Origin of the sequence: Bradyrhizobium sp. 153, assembly GCF_023073835.1 — a bacterium.
Taxonomy (GTDB): domain Bacteria; phylum Pseudomonadota; class Alphaproteobacteria; order Rhizobiales; family Xanthobacteraceae; genus Bradyrhizobium.
Genome location: NZ_JADPKH010000081.1, coordinates 48636 through 67623, shown reverse-complemented (window position 1 = coordinate 67623; position 18988 = coordinate 48636). Strand labels below are relative to the sequence as shown.

Below are 18988 nucleotides of genomic sequence, written 5' to 3'. Positions count from 1 at the left end.
CAAATAGCTCGCACCTGATTTCGAAAGCTGCGTCTGGCCTTCCTTACCAGATTGCCGCCGCCAACGCCGCGATCAGTGCGGGCGGTGTCACCAGCAGACCAAGCTTGAGGAACGGCCAGGCGCCGACCTCGATCTTCTCGCGCCGGAGCGCAACCAGCCAGAGGATGGTGGCGAGCGAGCCGGTCACCGACAGATTGGGGCCGAGGTCGACGCCGATCAGGATGGCGCTGACAACGGGCGCGGGCAGATGATCGCTGGCGGCGACGGAGCCGGCGACAAGGCCGACCGGAAGATTGTTGGCGATGTTGTCGGCGAGCGCGGTGGCAATGCCGACGCTCCAGGCGGCCTGCGGGACGGATTGCGCCACCGCTTGGTGCAGCAGCGCGCTGAGCTGCGCGATCACGCCGGTCTTCACCAGCGCCTCCACCATGACAAAGAGCCCGCCGACCAGCGGCAGCACGCTCCAGGAGACGCCGCGCAGCACGGGCATAGGCGATTGACGGTTGATCAACAGCACGGCGGCCGCCGTCGCGGTCCCGCAGACGAACGTCGGCAAACCCAATTGCAGATCGAGCGCAGAGGCCCATATCAGCACGATGCCGATGGCGCCGATGCCATAGGCGGTCAATCGGCCGCCACGGCCGAGTTTCGGTTGAGGGACACTCGTTTCGATCGTTTCCTCCTTCAACTCGCGGTGCAGCGCAAGGCGCAATGCGACATAGGTGAAGCCGATCGAGGCGAGCGACGGCAGCGTGAACTGACGCAGCCACGCTCCAAGATGCGGCATGTGCTTGCCGAAGACCACGAGATTGGCCGGATTGGAAATCGGCAGCACGAAGCTCGCGGCATTGGCAATGAAGGCGCAGACGAACAGATAGGGCAGCGGCTTGGCGCCGGCCGCGCGAGTGGCGGCGTAAACGGCCGGCGTCAGCACGATCGCGGTGGCGTCGTTCGAGAGCAGCACCGTCACCAGCGTGCCGACGAGATAGATCAGCAGGAACAGCCGCTGCGGAGAGCCGCGTGCATGCTCGACGGCAAAGGCGGCCAGATAGTCGAACAGGCCTTCGAGCCGTGCCAGCTCGGCGATCAGCATCATGCCGATCAGGAACAGATAGACGTCGACACCCTTCTCGATGCCGGTGAGCGCATCCTGCCCCGGCAGGAAGCCGAGGAGCACGAGAGCGGCGGCACCGATCGCTGCCCAGATCGCCTCGGGCAGGCGAAAAGGGCGGATGATGACGCCTGCGGTCGCAGCGACGATGATGCTCCAGGCCCAGATGGCGTCAGACGGCACGTTTCAGTCCTCAAGGTGAACCAGATCTATTCGGCAGCGATAGCCGATGCGGACGCAGCTGTCTTCCCCCGCGCGCACAGATCGCCGTCTGCGATTTGCCGCGTCTGCGGTAGCGCGAAGAAGCAGATCACGGCGCCGATCGCCGCCACAGCGCCAAGCGAGATGAACGCTGCATGGTAACCCGCGCCGACCACGACCAGGCCTGCCAGTGTCGTCGATAGTGCAGCTCCAATGCTCTGAGCGGTGATGACCGCGCCCTGCGCGACGTTGAAGCGGCCGGTGTTGCGCATGAGGTCGGCGACGATAACCGGAAAGATCGCGCCGAAAATGCCGGCACCAACACCGTCCAGAAGCTGCACAGCGACCAGCCAGAACGGATTGTCCGAGAGCGTATAGAGGATGCCGCGGATCGGCAGGATCAGCAGCGCGGCGAGGAAGAAGCGCTTGTGGCCCCAGCGGTCGGCTTTGGCGCCGACCAGCATCGCGAACGGTACCATCACGACTTGCGCGGCGACGATGCAGGCCGACATCAGACTGGTGCCCATGTTCTTGTCCTGCAGCGCGAGCTTCTGGCCGACCAGAGGCAGCATGGCCGCGTTCGAGAGGTGAAACAGCACGACGCAGAGCGCGAAGACGAGCAGGGGGCGGCAGGTCAGGAGCACGCCGAGGCCCGAGGGGTGGTCGGGCAGATTGTTCGCGTGAGCGTGGTGCAGGCCGCGAGCAAGATCGTGGTCAATGGCTCGTTCGGGGATCGCGACAATGCTGGCGAGGCTCGCAATCGCCATGGCGCCGAGCAGGTAAAACACGACGGTCGGGCCGAACCAATAGGCGAGGACGCCTGCCAGACCCGCAGCGACAGCGTTGCCGGCATGGTTGAAGGTCTCGTTACGGCCGATCCGCCGGGTAAAAGCGGCATGGCCGAAGATGCCGAGCGAGACGGCGGCGATTGCAGGCGGAAAGATGACAGCGGCGGCCTGGGCAATCCCCTGCGAGATCGCGACTGGCCCGAAGTTCGGAAACAACGGCAGCGATAGCGAGGCAAGGGTCACCATAATGGCGGCTATCACCATCGCGAGCCGCTTCCTCGGCGTTGCATCGACCAGCGCACCTGCCGGCGTCTGCGCTACGATGCCGGCGATCGTTGCAATCGACATCACGAGCCCAATGCGCGCCTCGTCCCAGCGCTGCTCGGTGAGGAGATAGAGGGCGAGGTAGGGCCCGAGCCCGTCGCGCACGTCGGCGAGGAAGAAATTGGCCGCATCGAGCGCGCGGCCGGCGTGCCTCGCTTGATCGGAGTTTGCGCTCGACATCGGATCTCTCGGCCGAGGCTCAAGGTGGCCCCGGCAGCAACCTTCGTGTTGCCGGCCTGGTTCCGCGGATCACGCCGGGCTCCTCAAAACTTGACCGCGAGCAGCACCGCGCCGCCGCCGATCATGGCAATGCCAAGCCAGCCCTGAGCCGTCGGGCGCTCGCCGAGAAAAGCGAAGGCGAACAGCGCGACCAAGACGACGCTGAGCTTATCGATCGGCGCGACCAGCGTTGCGGGCCCGAGCTTCAGCGCTCGGAAATAGCACAGCCAGGACGCGCCGGTCGCAAGCCCCGAGAGCACCAGGAATAACCAGGTTCTCGACGAGACCGCTGAGGGCATGGCGAACTGGCCGGTGCAGAGCAGCAGCACCGATAATGCGAGCAGGACCACGATGGTGCGGATACAAGTGGCGAGGTCCGGATTGATATTCTCGACGCCGACCTTGGCAAAGATCGCGGTCAGCGCGGCAAAGCAGGCGGAGAGGATCGCCCAGGTCTGCCAGGCGGAGAGGAGCGCGGGTTTCATCAGGGTCTTTACGTGTGGCGGCTGATCATCGTTGTGCGGGCAATTGCAGCCTAACACTCAAATGTCGTCTCGGCGAAGGCCGCGACCCACAAGCACGAAAAGGTGTTTGGCGAAGAGCGACGATGCGTGTGCCACAAGGGAAATCACGCGATATGGATCCCGGCTTTCGCCCGGACGCCGAAAGAGGTTCACCGTGCCATCGACAGCTTCTCCGTGATCGCCTTGCGCAGGATGCGCGAGAGCGATTCCACCGAATACGGCTTCTGGATCAGCTCGAAGCCGCGATGGGCGTTCTCGGCGAGCACGTTGCTGTAGCCAGAGGTGAGCACGACCGGCAGACCCGGATACTGCTCGCGGATGACGCCGGCGAGCTCGACGCCGTTCATGCCGGGCATGATGACGTCGGAGAAGACGAGGTCCACGGCGAATTCGTTCTCGTCGAGGATGGTCAGCGCCGCATTGGCGTTGGCGACGCGGCGGACGACGTAGCCGAGATCCTCCAGCAACTCGGTGGAGAATCGGCCGACCTCGTCGTCGTCTTCGACCACGAGGACGCGATAGCCGCGCCCGGTGGCCGCCGCCTCATAGGTCAGTGCCGCTGCTTCCTTGTCCGTTACAGGGCTCTGCGCCCGCGGCAGATAGATGGTGAAGGTCGCGCCTTTGCCTTGCGCGCTCGTCACCGCGATGTCGCCCCCGGATTGTTTTGCGAAGCCGAAGGCTTGGCTGAGCCCGAGTCCCGTGCCCTTGCCAACCTCCTTGGTGGTGAAGAAGGGCTCGAATATCGAGTCGAGATGTTCCGGCGCGATGCCGCGACCCGTGTCGCTGACCGAGATGGCGATGTAGTCGCCGCCGCGCGGCGATTGTGCGCGCAGGCTCGGAATGCCCTCGACCTTGCGCACCGCGATGATGAGGCGGCCTTCGCCATCCATGGCGTCGCGGGCGTTGACGGCGAGGTTGATCAACGCGGTCTCGAACTGGGCGATGTCGGCCAGGGTGAAGCAGCGGGTATCGTCAATCTCGACCGCGATGTCGATGCGGCCCCCGACCAGCGGCCGGATCAGTTGCGCGATGCTCTCGACCTGGCTGCCGACATCGAAGATCTGCGGCTTGAGCGGCTGCCGCCGCGCGAATGCCAGCAGCTGCGCCGTCAGCTTGGAGGCGCGCTCGACCGTCTCGGAAATGGCGTCGACATAGCGGCGGCGGCGCTCCTCCGGCAGCTCGCGGCGGCGCAGGAAGTCGGTCGCCGAACGGATGATGGTGAGGAGATTGTTGAAGTCGTGCGCGACGCCGCCGGTAAGCTGACCGATCGCCTCCATCTTCTGCGACTGCCTTAGCGCTTCCTCGCCGCGCCGGCGCTCGGTGATGTCGACGGCCTCTGGCACGGCACCGGTGATGTTGCCGTGGCGATCGAGCACCGGACGCATGCCGAAGTCGAAATCGCGCTCGCCGACGGGAAGGTGCAGGCGCATCTCGAGCCGCACGGCTTCGCCCTTGAGCACCCTGTCGAAGGCCTCTCGCACGGCAGCACTCATGCCGCTCGTGCCGGTGAACCAGGGCGTCTCCCACAACGGCTTTCCGATCACGTCCGAGGAATTCGCCTTGATGCCGGCGAGCGCGGTCTTGTTGGCGTAAAGCAATTCGCCCCTGAGATTGACGAGGCCCTGATATTGGTTGCTGGTCTCCAGGATCGCACGCAGCCGCGCCTCGTTGGCTTCGAGCTCGGCGGTACGCTGGGCGATGCGCTCTTCCAGAGTCTCGTTGAGCTGCCGGAGCTCGATCTCAGCCTGCTTGGCCGCGGTGACGTCGTGGGCGACGCCGATGAAGCCGATATGCTTGCCGGTCGGATCCCAGCGCGGCTGCGATTCCGAGCGCAGCCAGCGCCATTCGCCCTTGGCGTTCTTGTAGCGCGCTTCCAGCACGAATGGTTTTAGCGAAGCTTCGCCCTGGACGGATTGCTGGAGCACGTGCGGCAGGTCGTCCGGATGCAGCACCTTGCGCCAGTCGAAATCGATGGCCTGATCGTAGGGCAGGCCGACGAAATCGACATAGGCCTGGTTGGCGAAGGACCGCTTGCGGTCGAGCTTGGTCACCCAGATCGGCACCGGCGCGCTATCGGCAATCAGCCGAAAGCGCTCCTCGCTCTCGCGCAGCGTCTCGCGCGCGAGCATCTGGTCGGTGATGTCGATATGGGCGCCGACGAGCCGAATGGCGCGGCCGTCCCCGTCGCGCTCGATCTTGGCGACGACCCGGATCCAGCGGGTCTCGCCGTCGCTGGGACGGATGATGCGGTATTCGGCGGTGTAATCTTGGCTCGTTCCGGCGAGAGCCTCGAAGAAATGGCTGACGGTCGCGTCGCGGTCCTCGGGATGGATGCGGTTGACCCAGTCCTCGTGCGTCTCGTCCGTGGCCTCCGGGGGCAGCCCGTGGATCATCAGATATTCGGGCGAACGGCGGTTCTTGAACCCTTCGCGGAAGTCGACCTCGACGCCTCCGACCTTGCCGATACGCTGGATGCGTGCGAGCTCGGCCTCGCGCTCCTGAAGCGCGCGGTAGGCGTTGTCGCGCTCGCGCGCGACGTCTTCGAGGTGCTGGCGCAGCCTTTCGGCAGCGAGGGTCTCGGGCAAAGGATCGGTCAAGGCGTCGGCCGTTGTCATGCGGGTGCGCACGTGCCGGACCGATATTCACACAGACGGAGCGTGATGGCCATCGCTTAGACGGGAATATGCAGGTAAGGCGCAGGATGACGGAGGATATGAACGAACGCCTCCGCTGGCTATTTGTTCCTGACGTTGGAACGATGGGCCCTCTGCGCGCCTATCTGCGAGGCGCCATAACTCATTCACAAGCCTTCCTTTCTGAAGAGGCTAAATCTTGAAGCTCTTTGTCTGCCAAGCCTGCGGCAACGTCCTGTATTTCGAGAACCGCGCTTGCGAGCGCTGCGGCCACCGCGTCGCCTTCCTGCCGGAGAAGGAGACGATGTCGGCGATCGAGCCCGACGGCGGGGCCTGGAGGACGCTGGTCGACAAGGCCGAAAGCCGCATGCTGTGCCGTAATGCCGAATACGATTCCTGCAACTGGCTGACGGATACGGGTGACGGCACGGGTTATTGCCGCGCCTGCCGTCACAACGGCATCGTGCCGGATCTGTCGGATCCGGCGCAGCTCGCCGGCTGGCGCGAGCTGGAGGTGGCGAAGCACCGGCTGTTCTATTCCCTGATCCGCTGGAAGCTGCCGCTCCAGACCCGGCAGGACAATCCCGCGCATGGGCTGATCTTCAATTTCCTCGCCGACGATCCGCACAGCGGAGAGAAGATCATGACCGGCCATGACAACGGCCTGATCACGATCGCGCTCACCGAGGCCGACGACCTCGCGCGCGAGCGGCGCAGGCTCGAGATGGGCGAGCCCTACCGGACGCTGCTCGGGCATTTCCGCCACGAGGTCGGGCATTATTTCTGGGACGTGCTGGTGCGCGACGGGGACAAGCTAGACCAATTCCGCGCCATGTTCGGCGACGATTCGGCCGATTACGGCCAGGCCCTGCAGCGTCATTATGCCGAAGGCGCGCCGCCGAACTGGCAGCAGAACTACGTCTCGGCCTATGCGACGATGCATCCGTGGGAGGACTTTGCCGAGACCTGGGCGCACTATCTCCACATCGTCGACACGCTGGAGATGGCCGCCGAGTTCGGCATGGAGGTACGCCCCAAGGTCGACCGCGACGGGGAGCTGACGGCGCGCATCCGTTTCGACCCCTACGAGGCCCGGGATGTGGAAGCGCTGGTCAACGCATGGTTGCCCTTCACCTTCGCCATGAACAGCGTCAACCGCGCCATGGGCCTGCGCGACCTCTATCCCTTCATCCTGTCGCCCGCGGTAGTCGCCAAGCTTGGCTTTGTTCACGGCCTCGTGCGGGACGTGGCCAAGGCCGGGAAGCTGTAGGCGGTGCCAGGGCCAGTCGTCCGTTGCGCAAGCCCATTCCGGTCTTGCGCTGGTACGCCAGAGGGGAGGGATTTAGACCGTTGCCTCCGGCCCATTTTGATGTACCACGGGAGCCACACGGCCCGTTTCCCATAGGCCCCAGCGGCCAGGAAAGGGGTCCCCGCCCAAGGTCGAGACTCAAGAAAAGCATGTTCAAACGCATTCTGATCGCCAATCGCGGCGAAATCGCCTGCCGGGTCATCAAGACTGCCCGCCGGATGGGAATTCAGACCGTTGCGGTCTATTCCGAGGCCGACCGCGATGCCCTCCATGTCGAGATGGCCGATGAGGCCGTGCTGATCGGCCCACCCGCCGCGGCCGAGAGCTATTTGGTGATCGAGAAGATCGTGGACGCCTGCCGCAAGACCGGCGCGGAAGCGGTGCATCCCGGCTACGGCTTCCTGTCCGAGCGCGAGGCGTTTCCGCGCGCGCTGGCGGCGGCCGGCATCGTCTTCATCGGCCCGAACCCCGGCGCGATCGCGGCGATGGGTGACAAGATCGAATCCAAGAAGGCGGCGGCCAAGGCCAAGGTCTCGACCGTGCCGGGCCATCTCGGCGTCATCGAGGACGACAAGCACGCGGTCCGCATTGCCGACGAGATCGGCTATCCCGTCATGATCAAGGCCTCCGCTGGCGGCGGCGGCAAGGGCATGCGCATCGCGCACTCCAAGGCCGAGGTCGCCGAGGGCTTCAACCTCGCCAAGGCCGAGGCCAAGGCCTCGTTCGGCGACGACCGCGTCTTCGTCGAAAAATTCATCGTTGATCCCCGCCATATCGAGATCCAGGTGCTGGGCGACAAGCACGGCAACGTGATCTATCTCGGCGAGCGTGAATGCTCGATCCAGCGCCGCAACCAGAAGGTCATCGAGGAGGCACCGTCGCCGCTGCTGGACGAGGAAACCCGCCGCAAGATGGGCGAGCAGGCGGTCGCGCTGGCGAAAGCCGTGAACTACGATTCCGCCGGCACCGTCGAGTTCGTCGCAGGGCAGGACAAGAGCTTCTACTTCCTGGAGATGAACACGCGCCTCCAGGTCGAGCATCCCGTCACCGAACTCGTGACCGGAATCGATCTCGTCGAGCAGATGATCCGCGTTGCCGCCGGCGAGAAGCTCGCCATTGCGCAGAAGGACGTCACGCTGACCGGCTGGGCGGTTGAATCGCGCCTCTATGCCGAAGATCCGTTCCGCAACTTCCTGCCTTCGATCGGGCGCCTGGTGAAATATCGCCCGCCGGCGGAAGCCAGCCAGGATGGTATCACCGTGCGTAACGACACCGGCGTCCAGGAGGGCGGCGAGATCTCGATCCATTACGATCCGATGATCGCCAAGCTGGTGACCCATGCCCCCTCGCGCGCGGCCGCGATCGAGGCGCAGGCGACAGCGCTGGATTCCTTCTATGTCGACGGTATCAGGCACAACATTCCGTTCCTGTCCGCGCTGATGCACCATCCGCGCTGGCGCGAGGGACGGCTCTCCACCGGCTTCATCGCCGAGGAGTTTCCCAAGGGCTTTGCGGTGCGCGTGCCCGAAGGCGAGGTCGCGCGGCGGATCGCTGCGGTCGGCGCCGCCATCGATCACGTGCTCGGCGAGCGCAAGCGGCAGATCTCGGGCCAGATGGGCGGCCGCATCGTGCAGCGCGAGCGCCGCCGCGCAGTCTGGCTCGATCGCCAGGAGATCCTGCTGGAGGTTGCGCGCGAGGGCGAAGCAATCACGGTGCGTTTCGTCGATGCGGACGGCAAGGCCGGCAATGCGCATCTGCTGCAATCGCCGTGGAAGCCCGGCGATCCGGTCTGGCAGGGCACCATCGATGGACAGTTCGTCGCGCTGCAGGCCCGCCCGATTGCCAACGGCATTCGTCTCGCGCATCAGGGCGTCGAGGTGCCCGTCTATGTCTGGACCGAGGCTGAAGCGGCCTCGGCCCGGCTGATGCCAGTGACAACGGCTTCGGACACCGGCAAGAAGCTGCTCTGTCCGATGCCGGGCCTCGTGGTCTCGATCGCCGTGAACGAGGGGCAGGAGGTCAAGGCCGGCGAGACGCTCGCCGTCGTCGAAGCCATGAAGATGCAGAACGTGCTGCGCGCCGAGCAGGACGGCACTGTGAAGAAGATCCACGCCAGCGCCGGCGCGACCCTCGCGGTGGACGCGCTGATTTTGGAGTTTGCGTGAAGCGCGCCGGAGCGCAACGCCAGACGCTCCTCAGGATGAGGAATGGAGAGTGAGGCAACCATGGCCTTTCGTTCCCGCCGCGAGAAACTGCGATCGATCCTGTCGGGCTCGGCTTGCGTCCATCCCGGCTCGGTCTACGACGCTATCTCGATCCGCATTGCCGAGGACCTCGGTTTTCCGCTCGGCATGTTCGGCGGTTCGGTGGCCTCGCTCGCCGTGCTCGGCGATCCCGACGTCACGCTGATCACGCTGAGCGAGCTTGCCGAGCAGATGCGGCGGATGTCGCGCGCCTCCGCGCTTCCCGTCCTCGTCGATGCCGATCACGGCTATGGCAACGCGCTGAACGTGCGCCGTACGGTGCAGGAGCTGGAGACGGCGGGGGCTGCCGGCCTCACCATCGAGGACACGCTGCTGCCCGCGGCGTTCGGCGAGGCGAACACGCAACTGATCCCGCTCGAGGAAGGCGTCGGCAAGATGAAGGCGGCGCTCGACGGCCGCAGCGATCCCTCGCTCGTCATCATGGGGCGCACGGGAGCTGCCTCGATCACGTCCATCGAAGATGCGATCCGGCGCGCCATGGCCTATGAAGCCACCGGCGTGGACGCGCTGTTCTTCACCGGCATCAGGTCGCACGCGGAACTCGCGGCCATCGCATCCGCCACGCACCTGCCGCTCGTGCTCGGCGGCGCGCCGGAGGAATTGAACGCTACCGACTATCTCGAGAGCCAACGCGTGCGCATCGCGCTGCAGGGCCATGCGCCGATCGCGGCTGCAACGCAGGCAGTGTACGAGACTCAGAAGGCATTGCGTGAGGGCACGGCACCGAAAGCGCTGAAGGGATTGCCCACATCGGAACTGACCAGCCGCGTCATGCGCGAGGCCGATGTGAAGGCGCGCAGCGCCGATTATCTTGGACCGAGAAAATGACGCGGGCGATCCTCCAGGTCGTGATCCGCGGCCGCGTCCAGGGCGTCGGCTACCGCGCCTGGGTCGAATCCCAGGCGGCTGCATGCGGTCTCGAAGGCTGGGTCCGCAACCGCCGTGACGGCAGCGTCGAAGCGCTGTTCGCGGGCACGCCCAAGCACGTCGCCGACATGGTCGCGCTGTGCCGCCACGGCCCGCCGTCCTCGCGCGTCGACAGCGTCACCAGCGAGACTGCGGGTGCCGAGGAGCTGAACCTGCGCCGGGCAGGGGAGGCGTTTTCGGTGTTACCGACGGCGTAGGTGTGCTCCCGCTCTCCGGTTGCGGCAAGCTATCGCATGTTGAGAGCGTTTCCCTGCGGCCATCCTTCGAGACGCCAGCTTAGGCGGGCTCCTCAGGATGAGGATGGAATGCGCGGCAGCAGTTTCAACGAGCACCGAAGCCGATTAGCCTCATCCTGGAGGAGACTGCGCAGAGGGTCATCTCGAAGGGACGAGGCGCGCAATCAGAACGCCGCCATGCGATTGCCCTGCCGCAAGCGGGGAGAGGTGAGCAATCACCGCGGCAGCTTGGCGATCGCCTCGCTGAGCTCGTGGATCTCGTAGGGCTTGCGCAGGATCGGGAAATCGCCGCGCACGCCGGCGGCGACCTCGCTATAGCCGGTGGCGAGCAGGATCGGCAGGCCGGGCCGGATCTGGCGCAGGTGCTGGGCGAGGCCGAGCCCGTCCATCTTGCCGGGCATGACGATGTCCGAGAATACGAAGTCGACGCCGTTCTTCTCGATCTCGAGCAGCGCAGCTTCGGCATCGGCGACCCTGCGCACGCTGTAGCCGAGCTGTTCCAGCAGGCCGACGCTGACGGAGGCGACGTCCGGATTGTCCTCGACCAGCAGCACCGTGCCGCTGCCGCGGAACGATGATGCTCCCGCCGGCTCGCGCGATGGGGCGTCGTCCGCGCGCGGTAGCAGGATGGTGAAAGTGGTCCCCTTGCCAAGCTCGCTGGCGACCTTGATCGTGCCGCCCGCCTGGTGGGCAAAGCCGTGCACCTGGGAGAGGCCGAGTCCGGTGCCTTTTCCGATCGGCTTGGTCGTGAAGAACGGCTCGAAGATCTTGTCGAGGACGTCATCGGGAATGCCGAACCCGGTATCGCTGACGTCGATCGCGACGAAGTTGCCGGCGAGCGGGGGCTCATGGAGTACGACGTTGTGCGCACCGATCGTCACCGTGCCCCCGTCGGGCATCGCATCGCGGGCATTGATGACGAGGTTGAGCAGCGCGGTCTCGAGTTCGGAGACGTCGGTCTTGATCGGCCACACTTCGCCACTGATGTCGAAGACCAGACGCACGGAGCTGCCGACGCCGGCATCGAGCACCTCGCGGATCGCCGCGATACGCTCGGCGAAATCGACCGCCTGCGGATTGACGCTCTGTCGCCGTGCGAAGGTGAGGAGCTGGTTGGTCAGCGCCGCGCCGCGCTTGGTGGCGGTCTCGATGGCCGAGATCGCGCGCTGAACCTTGGCCTCGTCGTCAGTGCCCCTCTTCAACATGTGGAGGCTGCCGCTGATGATCATCAGGAGATTGTTGAAATCGTGAGCCACCCCTCCGGTGAGCTGGCCGAGCGCATCGAACTTCTGGGATTCGGCGAGCTGCTTCTGCATCACCTCGAGCTTGAGCTGCGTATTGCGGCGTTCGGTGATGTCGCGCGTGATCTTGGCGAAGCCGACCAGCTCGCCGTCCTCATAGATCGGATCGATCACGACGCTGGCCCAGAAGAACGTGCCGTCCTTGCGGACACGCCAGCCTTCCTCCTCGTAGCGGCCCTTTTCCCGCGCGATGCCCAGCGCCCGCGCCGGTTTGCCGTTGGCGCGGTCGGTCTCGGTGTAGAAGCGCGAAAAATGTTGGCCGAGGATTTCCCCGGGCGAGTAGCCCTTGATGCGCTCGCCGCCGATGTTCCAGCTCGTGATGATCCCGCTGGGGTCGAGCATGTAAAGGGCGTAGTCGGCAACGCCTTCAACCAACAGCCGGAAACTGCGTTCGCTCTCGAACAAGTCTCTCTGCTGACTAGACTTTTTAACCATTCCGGACCCCGCCTCGACGGGGGCAAACGCCCGAGGCGCCGGATGGTTCCCCCAATCTGGGACATTTTTAGGCAAACATCGGGGGGCGTATGCAAATCGGCCGCCGCTCACGAGACGCTGCGCAGCGCGTTCGAGGCCATCTTGTGAGCGTTCGGCCTCAAGCCGCCGTGCCGCTCCGGAACGTCGCCGTCACTGCACGCAGCGCCGTAAGCTTAGCGGGATCGCTAACCTTGGAATGCAGCATCACTTTCGAGCTGCCGAGTTTCGGCAATTTCTGTGCCGGCCCGATGTCGACCAGCCCGGGAGGCGCAATCCGCCGCGCCAATGGCGCGACCGCGAGGCCGGCAAGCGCGGCCGCGACGGCCGCCGTGACGCCACCGCCGACGAAGCGCTCGCGCCAGGCGATGCCGGCCTTGTCGAGTGCGCGGACGGCAACGGCGCGGACGCCGCAAGGTGGGGCGAGCGTCGCAAGCGGCAACGGCTCACCTTTCCGTAGCGTGAAGCGTCTTGCGGCGAACCAGCCGAACTCGTCCTCGGCCAATTTTTCGCCGCCGCGACGGCTGCCCTCCTGGCGCACGATCACCGCATCGAGCCGCCCCGCGTCATAGGCATCCTGCATCTCGCGCGAGAAGCCGATGGTGACGGCGAGGGTGAGATTCGTAGACATCGCGTGCAGGCGTTCGAGCAGTGGGACGAGTTCGGGCCCCGCCGCATGGTCGGAGATGCCGAGCGAGAGCGTCTGCGCGACTGAAGCCTCACCTGACAGCGCCCGGTCATGCGCCTCCATCAGCGCGCGGGCACGATCGCGGAACGCGGCGCCCTCGGCGGTGAGCCGGACCGCGCGCGGCGAGCGTTCGACGAGACGCTTTCCGAGCAGCGTCTCCAGCCGCTGCATCTTCAGGCTGACGGCCGCCTGTGTTGTGCCGAGCGCCTCCGCGGCGCGGGTGAAGCTCTGGAGCTCGGCGACCAGCAGGAAGGCCTGGACGGTGGCGATGTCGAGGACGGCTGTCATCACAAGTCGTTATCATTGATATCATCAACGATAACATACCAAAATGGCGAAGGGAGATCTAGCTTCTCATCAACGCCGCGCGACCTGCGCGGCTCCGGAGGAGAACATCCATGCCCCTGATCACCGTGTCCTACACCACATCCCGCCAGTCGCCCTCGCTGAAGGCCGACATTGCGAACGCCGTGTCCGAGCTCACCGCAACGATCCTGCACAAGGACCCCAAGGTGACTGCCATCATCGTGAAATCGGTCGATGCAAGCGACTGGTTCGCCGGCGGCAAGTCGCTCGCCGAGCAGAAGCTTGCGAGCTACTGGATCGACATCCACGTCAGCGAAGGCACCAACACCAAGGACGAGAAGGCGGCCTATCTCGCTGCCATGTTCAGGCGCATGGCCGAGCTTTTGGGCCCGCTGCATCCCGAGACCTATCTGCACGTCGACGAGGTCAAGGGCGATGCCTATGGCTTCGGCGGCCTCACTCAGGAGCGCCGCTACATCGCCGGCAAGCTCGAGGTCCCGCTCAAGGCGGCGTGATGCCGGAGGTCGCGGGTGACGATCTCACCCGCGGCACGGACCGGACATCGAGGATCGTCAGCTCGCGAGCCGGAGCTGAACTTCGGAATTGTTCAGAAAGCACATCTTGTCGAACAGCTTCAGGTCCAGCGGATTTGGCAGCCTGACATCGCCGAGATCGGGGCATGGCTTGACGGAGGGGTCGTAGGATCGATTGATCTGCGAAATGAAGACGACGACCAATCCCCTGTCGTGTGCGAACGATTTCAGTGCGCGCACCTGAACGGAGAGGTCCGGCTCCCGCCTCTGATCGAGCAATTGCAGATAGTCTATCACCACGACCGTGCCGCAGGGAGCTGCGGCCATTTGCTTGACGACGTAGTCGGCGCTGATGGCGTCGGAGCAATCGATCTCGAACAGCCTGTCGAATTGTGCGGGTTCCACGCCGATCGCGCGGAGGCGGTCCAGAACCTCTTTCTCGGTATATTCGAGCGAGAAGAACGCAGCGCGATGGCCCGACCGCATTGCCTCCACCGCAAGCTCGAGGCTCATCAGGGTTTTGCCGTGAACAGGACGCGCGCCGACCAGCACCAGGTCGCCCGGCCGGAATTGCGAGAATAGCCTGCTGGCCGGCGTTACCGCCGCCGCCTTCGCCGCGAGCATGCTCCAGGCCGAAAACCCCTCAATCGTCGCGATGCGGTCAAGCGCCTCGTGAAGCGGAATGCCTCGCTCGCGGGACATGCGTTTCGCCTTGCGCTTCATATGATAGATGGGCGCAGATAATTTCATCGCGAGAACCTCCCATTGCGAGCATGATCGCAACCCCTCCTTATGCCTGGCGCTCGAACAGTCGGTCGAAGATCAATTCGCCCGGTATGAAGTCTACTTTCCCGGCGGAGGGGGGAGGCGTGGGCGACACCGAAACAAGCATAGCTGATTCCGCGAAGACCACGGAAGCGTCAGACCTCCGCTTCCGGCACCAGCGCGCGTGTCGGCCCGAACAATTGCTCGAACGCCTGGCGCAGCGCGATGTCGACATCGGCCATGGCCACGAGCTGGCCGAGATCGACCAGCGAGGTGACGCCATAGCGGGGATCGGCGACGCCGCAAGGGATGATGCCGCCGAAATGCGACAACTCCGGCTCGACGTTGATCGCAATGCCATGGAATGACACCCAGCGTCTCAGCCGGACGCCGATCGCCGCGATCTTGTCCTCATGCTCTGGCCCCTTGTCCGGCCGCCTGACCCAGACCCCGACCCGGTCCTCGCGCCGCTCGCCGCGCACGTTGAAGGCGGCCAGCGTGCGCAGAATCAACTCCTCCAGGCTCGCGACATAGGCCCGGACGTCCGGCCGGCGGCGCTTGAGGTCGAGCATGACATAGGCCACCCGCTGGCCGGGGCCGTGATAGGTGAGCTGGCCGCCGCGTCCGGTCGCAAAAGTTGGGAATCGTGGATCGAGCAGGTCGGATTCTTTGCCCGAAGTGCCGGAGGTGTAGAGCGGGGGATGTTCGAGCAGCCAGACCAGCTCGGCAGCCTCGCCCGCGGCGATCGCCGCGACTCGGGCCTCCATGGCGGCTACCGCGTCCGGATAGGGCACCGGAGCGTCCGAGATAAGCCACGTGACGGGGTGGCCGCTGGCGGCGGAAAACGACGTCAAATCGAGCTCGTGACGCGGGTTTTGGCGGGGGTTTTCGGGCGAATTAACCATTGGCTAACCATAACGTGGTGATCATGACGGGAGCAAATGCCAAGTTCTTTGGTTCAAAGTCCTTTGGTTCACAGTCCCAAGTTGCGGCGGTCCTGACAGTGCCCACTCTCGATAAAGTCACCGTGGATCTCATGGTCGTCCTCGGGACGACCACCATGCCGATCCATCAGGTATTACGTCTTTCCCGCGGCGCCATCATCGAACTGGACGCAACCGAGGCCGACGAGGTCAAGGTTTTGGCCAATAATTTGCCGGTCGCCTCCGGCGTCGTGCTGGTCGATCGCAACCGGATCGCGGTCGAGGTCAAGCAGATGCTGCCGCGCACGCCGGGGACGCGGTAGCGCCCCGGGGACGAGGTAAAGGCCTGGGCACGGGCTGAAGCCAGATCCCAAGGGAAGGGGCATGAACTTTCCTGCCTTGTGGAATTCGGGGCCTTTGCAGGCTTGTATCCCCCTGATGGATTTGTTAGATCGGCGGCCGCTGATCCGGCCAGCCTAAGACCTCAGGCCGGCATCTCCTAGCGCTCGTGGCGGAACTGGTAGACGCGCTGCCTTGAGGTGGCAGTGGGTAACACCGTGGGGGTTCGAGTCCCTCCGAGCGCACCACACCCACATATTCGGAGCGTCCGGAGCGGTCGCTTCGTCTGCGGACGGCTGGTCGAATATTCATCCCCTTTGTCCGGTCCACGAATTCAGGCCGGACGCCCCACCAAAAGCGCCATTCACGGGGGTCCGCGAGCGACCCGCTCGCATCAGGCCACGTTAGCGCAGAATTACCAGTCATTTGGTACGAAGGAACTAGTTCCGGGGGCGGGCGTTATCCAGGCAAATCCAAGCAAGTCGAATTCCGCAACCAGAGGGGAGCCAGGCCATGGGCCGAATGGCGAGCGATGATGCGCGCGAAAACGAACCTTGGACCGCGATTTTGTCTGCTCTCGAGAATGGCGCCATCGTGGTCGATAGGAAGGGAAACCTCGTTTGGGTCGATGAGAAGACCCGAAGTCGGCTGGATGGAAGTCTCAAGAGCCTTGAGCTGCCCCTTCGGAGGCCGGCAGGTCAAAGCATCGATTGCTTCGTTTCGGTTCGAACGCTGACGCTGTCGGATGCGCCGACCGCCATCTGCATCATTCAGGAAACGGAAGAGGCAAACCAGGACACGATGTCGGCGATCGAGTCGGTCCTGGCAGATACAACGTCTTTTGCCCGAACCATTATCGAGAAGCTGAAGGGTGTCCGTATCGCTCAACCGAATCCTTCTGTGGCGGATATCGAACTGCTCACCGATCGCGAGCGGGAGATTCTTGGACTGATCTGTCAGGGCAAGAGCGACCTGCACATGAGCGAGCAGCTGCACCTGTCCCAGAACACGATCCGCAACCACGTTGCATCGCTCTATCGCAAGATCGGCGTCAATCGGCGAAGCGCGGCAATCCTTTGGGCGCGCGAGCGCGGGATCACCAACGAGGCTTTGGCGGAGGCAAGACGGAGGCGACCGCGTGCGGATCGAGCGGAACGTTAGCCGCTACTAGTCGCCTAGTATTTCTCTCTCTCTTGCGCTCCGGGGAACCATGTTGTTCCTTCGGAGCGCAGGCTTGTTGAGCGACCGAAGACCGCCGGAGGGGCGAGCAGTGGCAGCTTTGGTTCGGCATTGACCCGACGATCAAAAAAGTAAGGCTATGTCCGGTGGCTGCTCCGCTCGTGCTACGACTCTACATTGCGGGTAACTCGGCGAACTCCCGCCGCGCCCAGCAGAATCTTGAGCGCCTTCGCGCCTCGGTGAGCAGCAAAGGCTGGGACGTCGAGATCATCGACGTGCTCACGCGTCCTGATCTCGCCGACCGCGCCGGCATCATTGCCACGCCGACCCTTTCGTACGAGGACGGCCCTCGCTCCCGTCGCATCGTCGGAGACCTCAGCGATACCAAACGCATCCTTGAATTCATGGGAATCGAAGGAGATCACGCATGACCGCCCAGGATAGCGGCCAAGACGGCGACCAGGAGACCGAGATCTCCAGCGTACTGGAGCGGGTCAGGACCGGCGTCGATGCGTTCGATGAATTGGTGATGGGTGGGCTCCCGCGCGCCCGAACGACGGTCGTCGGCGGCACGCCTGGAAGCGGCAAGACGGTGTTCGCCACCCAGTTTCTCGCGCACGGCATCGAGACGTTCAACGAGAACGGCGTGCTGGTCACGTTCGAGGAGCCGCCCGCCGATATCGAGGCCAATATGAGCGGGTTCGGCTGGGAACTGGCCAAGTGGCGGAAGGCCGGTCGCCTCGCGTTCGTCGACGCGAGCCCACCGAGCACGGACGAACTGGTCATCGGCGACTTCGACCTGGAGGGGCTGCTGTCCCGAATCATGCATGCAGTCAGGAGCGTCAACGCCAAGCGCGTGGTGCTGGACTCACTCACTCAGCTTTTCGATCATTTCATCAGCGATCCCAAGATACTGAGGCGCGAGCTGTTTCGCATCAGCACGGCCTTGAAGAAGGCGGGCCTGACCGTGCTGATGACGGCGGAGCGAAACAGCGAATATGGAGAGATCACGCGGCATCGGCTCGAGGAATTCGTCGCCGACAATGTCGTCATCCTGCGTAATCTCCTCTACCGAGAGAAGCGCCGGCGGACGATCGAGGTGCTCAAGATGCGAGGCAGCCATCACGCGGAGGGCGAGGCGCCATTCACGCTGTTGGCAGGACGCGGGGTCGTCGCCATTCCGCTGTCGTCTCTCCGGCTCGAGCAACAGTCCAGCACCGTGCGGGTCACCAGCGGAAATTCCGCAATCGACGAGATGTGCGGCGGAGGCTTCTTCCGAGACAGCGTGACGCTCGTGAGCGGAGCCACAGGCACCGGAAAGACGCTGCTGGTCACGAATTTTCTCGCAGGCGGCGTCGAGGCCGGGGAAAGAGCCATTCTGTTCGGATACGAGGAGAGCAAGGGCCAGCTCTTCCGAAATGCCACGGGCTGGGGCGCCGATTTCGCGCGGATGGAGGCGGAAGGAAAATTGAAGATCGTTTGCCTGTACCCCGAAGCCCAGGGGCTGCCCGATCACCTGTTGACGATCCAGGGGTTGGTTGACGAATTCAAGCCCAACCGAATTGCCGTCGACAGCCTTTCGGCCCTGGAGCGAATTGCCCCCGAGACCGGCTTCCGCGAGTTCCTGATCAGCCTGACATCCTTCATCAAGAAGCGGGAGATCGCCGGTTTGTGCACGGCGACCAGCAAGTCTCTGGTGGGCGGCGAAAGCGCAAGCGAGCAGCACATTTCCACCATGACCGACTCCATCATTCTGCTGCGATACATCCAGGAGCAGGAGATCATGCATCGCGGGTTGATGGTGTTGAAGATGCGCGGCAGCGAGCATGCCAAGGAGATCCGGCGTTTCACGATAGACGGCGCCGGCATGCATTTGGGTGAGCCGTTCAGTCGGGCTCCGAACGTATTCAGAGAATGAGCTCGCCGACGCATTCCACATGGCCGCTT

Annotated in this window: 17 protein-coding genes and 1 tRNA gene; 10 read left to right on the top strand and 8 right to left on the bottom strand. The window is 64.4% G+C overall.

Features of this window, described 5'->3' with window-relative positions; all coding sequences use genetic code 11:
- Positions 1-43: 43 nt before the first annotated feature.
- The 4 genes from IVA91_RS19095 to IVA91_RS19080 form a co-directional block, all read right to left on the bottom strand.
- Positions 44-1294 (bottom strand): arsenic transporter, encoded by a 1251-nt coding sequence (locus IVA91_RS19095; RefSeq protein ID WP_247420528.1) that lies wholly within the window; start codon positions 1292-1294, stop codon positions 44-46.
- A gap of 26 nt (positions 1295-1320) precedes the next feature.
- Positions 1321-2604, bottom strand: coding sequence for an MFS transporter (locus IVA91_RS19090; RefSeq protein WP_247459064.1), 1284 nt, complete (start codon positions 2602-2604; stop codon positions 1321-1323).
- An 83-nt stretch (positions 2605-2687) separates the two neighbouring features.
- Positions 2688-3128 (bottom strand): EamA family transporter, encoded by a 441-nt coding sequence (locus IVA91_RS19085; protein ID WP_247459063.1) that lies wholly within the window; start codon positions 3126-3128, stop codon positions 2688-2690.
- 188 nt (positions 3129-3316) lie between these two features.
- Positions 3317-5794 (bottom strand): PAS domain S-box protein, encoded by a 2478-nt coding sequence (locus tag IVA91_RS19080; RefSeq protein WP_247459062.1) that lies wholly within the window; start codon positions 5792-5794, stop codon positions 3317-3319.
- Positions 5795-5999: 205 nt separating this feature from the next.
- Here IVA91_RS19080 and IVA91_RS19075 point away from each other — a divergent pair, with 205 nt between their 5' ends.
- From IVA91_RS19075 to IVA91_RS19060, 4 genes are all read left to right on the top strand, one after another.
- Entirely contained in the window at positions 6000-7070 is a 1071-nt protein-coding gene (locus IVA91_RS19075; protein WP_247420537.1) for a putative zinc-binding peptidase, read from the top strand.
- A 188-nt stretch (positions 7071-7258) separates the two neighbouring features.
- The gene (locus IVA91_RS19070; RefSeq protein WP_247420539.1) at positions 7259-9274 is read left to right on the top strand and encodes an acetyl/propionyl/methylcrotonyl-CoA carboxylase subunit alpha; all 2016 of its coding nucleotides are present in this window, start codon (positions 7259-7261) and stop codon (positions 9272-9274) included.
- Positions 9275-9334: 60 nt separating this feature from the next.
- A complete protein-coding gene (locus IVA91_RS19065; RefSeq protein ID WP_247420542.1) occupies positions 9335-10201 on the top strand; it encodes an isocitrate lyase/PEP mutase family protein in 867 nt (288 codons plus the stop codon).
- Positions 10198-10497: an acylphosphatase gene (locus tag IVA91_RS19060; RefSeq protein WP_247275713.1), complete on the top strand. Its 300-nt coding sequence runs from the start codon at positions 10198-10200 to the stop codon at positions 10495-10497. Before IVA91_RS19065 ends, IVA91_RS19060 begins: the two co-directional genes overlap by 4 nt.
- Positions 10498-10751: 254 nt before the next feature.
- On the opposite strand, the gene IVA91_RS19055 is transcribed toward IVA91_RS19060, so the two are convergent.
- On the bottom strand, positions 10752-12272 hold the full coding sequence (locus tag IVA91_RS19055; RefSeq protein ID WP_247420547.1) for a PAS domain-containing sensor histidine kinase: 1521 nt from the start codon (positions 12270-12272) through the stop codon (positions 10752-10754).
- Between the two features lie 157 nt (positions 12273-12429).
- Positions 12430-13284, bottom strand: a complete 855-nt coding sequence (locus tag IVA91_RS19050; RefSeq protein ID WP_247420550.1) for a LysR substrate-binding domain-containing protein — start codon at positions 13282-13284, stop codon at positions 12430-12432.
- A gap of 110 nt (positions 13285-13394) precedes the next feature.
- Between IVA91_RS19050 and IVA91_RS19045 the strand changes: the two genes are divergently transcribed.
- A complete protein-coding gene (locus tag IVA91_RS19045; protein WP_247420552.1) occupies positions 13395-13817 on the top strand; it encodes a 4-oxalocrotonate tautomerase family protein in 423 nt (140 codons plus the stop codon).
- 57 nt (positions 13818-13874) lie between these two features.
- Here IVA91_RS19045 and IVA91_RS19040 read toward each other — a convergent pair whose 3' ends face one another.
- Complete coding sequence (locus IVA91_RS19040; RefSeq protein ID WP_247459061.1) at positions 13875-14585, bottom strand: DNA helicase; 711 nt, start codon at positions 14583-14585, stop codon at positions 13875-13877.
- 170 nt (positions 14586-14755) lie between these two features.
- Positions 14756-15505: a lipoyl(octanoyl) transferase LipB gene (gene lipB / locus IVA91_RS19035; protein ID WP_247459060.1), complete on the bottom strand. Its 750-nt coding sequence runs from the start codon at positions 15503-15505 to the stop codon at positions 14756-14758.
- A gap of 98 nt (positions 15506-15603) precedes the next feature.
- On the opposite strand from lipB, the gene IVA91_RS19030 reads away from it, so the two are divergent.
- From IVA91_RS19030 to kaiC, 5 genes are all read left to right on the top strand, one after another.
- On the top strand, positions 15604-15846 hold the full coding sequence (locus IVA91_RS19030; RefSeq protein ID WP_011088012.1) for a FliM/FliN family flagellar motor switch protein: 243 nt from the start codon (positions 15604-15606) through the stop codon (positions 15844-15846).
- Positions 15847-16025: 179 nt separating this feature from the next.
- Positions 16026-16110 (top strand) — tRNA-Leu (locus IVA91_RS19025).
- Positions 16111-16375: 265 nt separating this feature from the next.
- Positions 16376-17023, top strand: coding sequence for a response regulator transcription factor (locus tag IVA91_RS19020; protein WP_247275719.1), 648 nt, complete (start codon positions 16376-16378; stop codon positions 17021-17023).
- 164 nt (positions 17024-17187) lie between these two features.
- On the top strand, positions 17188-17472 hold the full coding sequence (locus tag IVA91_RS19015) for a circadian clock KaiB family protein (protein ID WP_247459059.1): 285 nt from the start codon (positions 17188-17190) through the stop codon (positions 17470-17472).
- Positions 17469-18959, top strand: coding sequence for a circadian clock protein KaiC (gene kaiC / locus IVA91_RS19010; RefSeq protein WP_247459058.1), 1491 nt, complete (start codon positions 17469-17471; stop codon positions 18957-18959). The genes IVA91_RS19015 and kaiC overlap by 4 nt, the downstream gene beginning before the upstream one ends.
- Positions 18960-18988 lie beyond the last annotated feature (29 nt).

Coding starts and splice junctions, on each gene's coding strand:
- IVA91_RS19070 (WP_247420539.1), top strand. CDS start 7,259: ATGTTCAAACGCATTCTGATCGCCAATCGCGGCGAAATCGCCTGCCGG.
- IVA91_RS19050 (WP_247420550.1), bottom strand. CDS start 13,284: ATGACAGCCGTCCTCGACATCGCCACCGTCCAGGCCTTCCTGCTGGTC.
- IVA91_RS19060 (WP_247275713.1), top strand. CDS start 10,198: ATGACGCGGGCGATCCTCCAGGTCGTGATCCGCGGCCGCGTCCAGGGC.
- IVA91_RS19065 (WP_247420542.1), top strand. CDS start 9,335: ATGGCCTTTCGTTCCCGCCGCGAGAAACTGCGATCGATCCTGTCGGGC.
- IVA91_RS19090 (WP_247459064.1), bottom strand. CDS start 2,604: ATGTCGAGCGCAAACTCCGATCAAGCGAGGCACGCCGGCCGCGCGCTC.
- lipB (WP_247459060.1), bottom strand. CDS start 15,505: ATGGTTAATTCGCCCGAAAACCCCCGCCAAAACCCGCGTCACGAGCTC.
- IVA91_RS19020 (WP_247275719.1), top strand. CDS start 16,376: ATGGGCCGAATGGCGAGCGATGATGCGCGCGAAAACGAACCTTGGACC.
- IVA91_RS19055 (WP_247420547.1), bottom strand. CDS start 12,272: ATGGTTAAAAAGTCTAGTCAGCAGAGAGACTTGTTCGAGAGCGAACGC.
- IVA91_RS19045 (WP_247420552.1), top strand. CDS start 13,395: ATGCCCCTGATCACCGTGTCCTACACCACATCCCGCCAGTCGCCCTCG.
- kaiC (WP_247459058.1), top strand. CDS start 17,469: ATGACCGCCCAGGATAGCGGCCAAGACGGCGACCAGGAGACCGAGATC.
- IVA91_RS19040 (WP_247459061.1), bottom strand. CDS start 14,585: ATGAAATTATCTGCGCCCATCTATCATATGAAGCGCAAGGCGAAACGC.
- IVA91_RS19085 (WP_247459063.1), bottom strand. CDS start 3,128: ATGAAACCCGCGCTCCTCTCCGCCTGGCAGACCTGGGCGATCCTCTCC.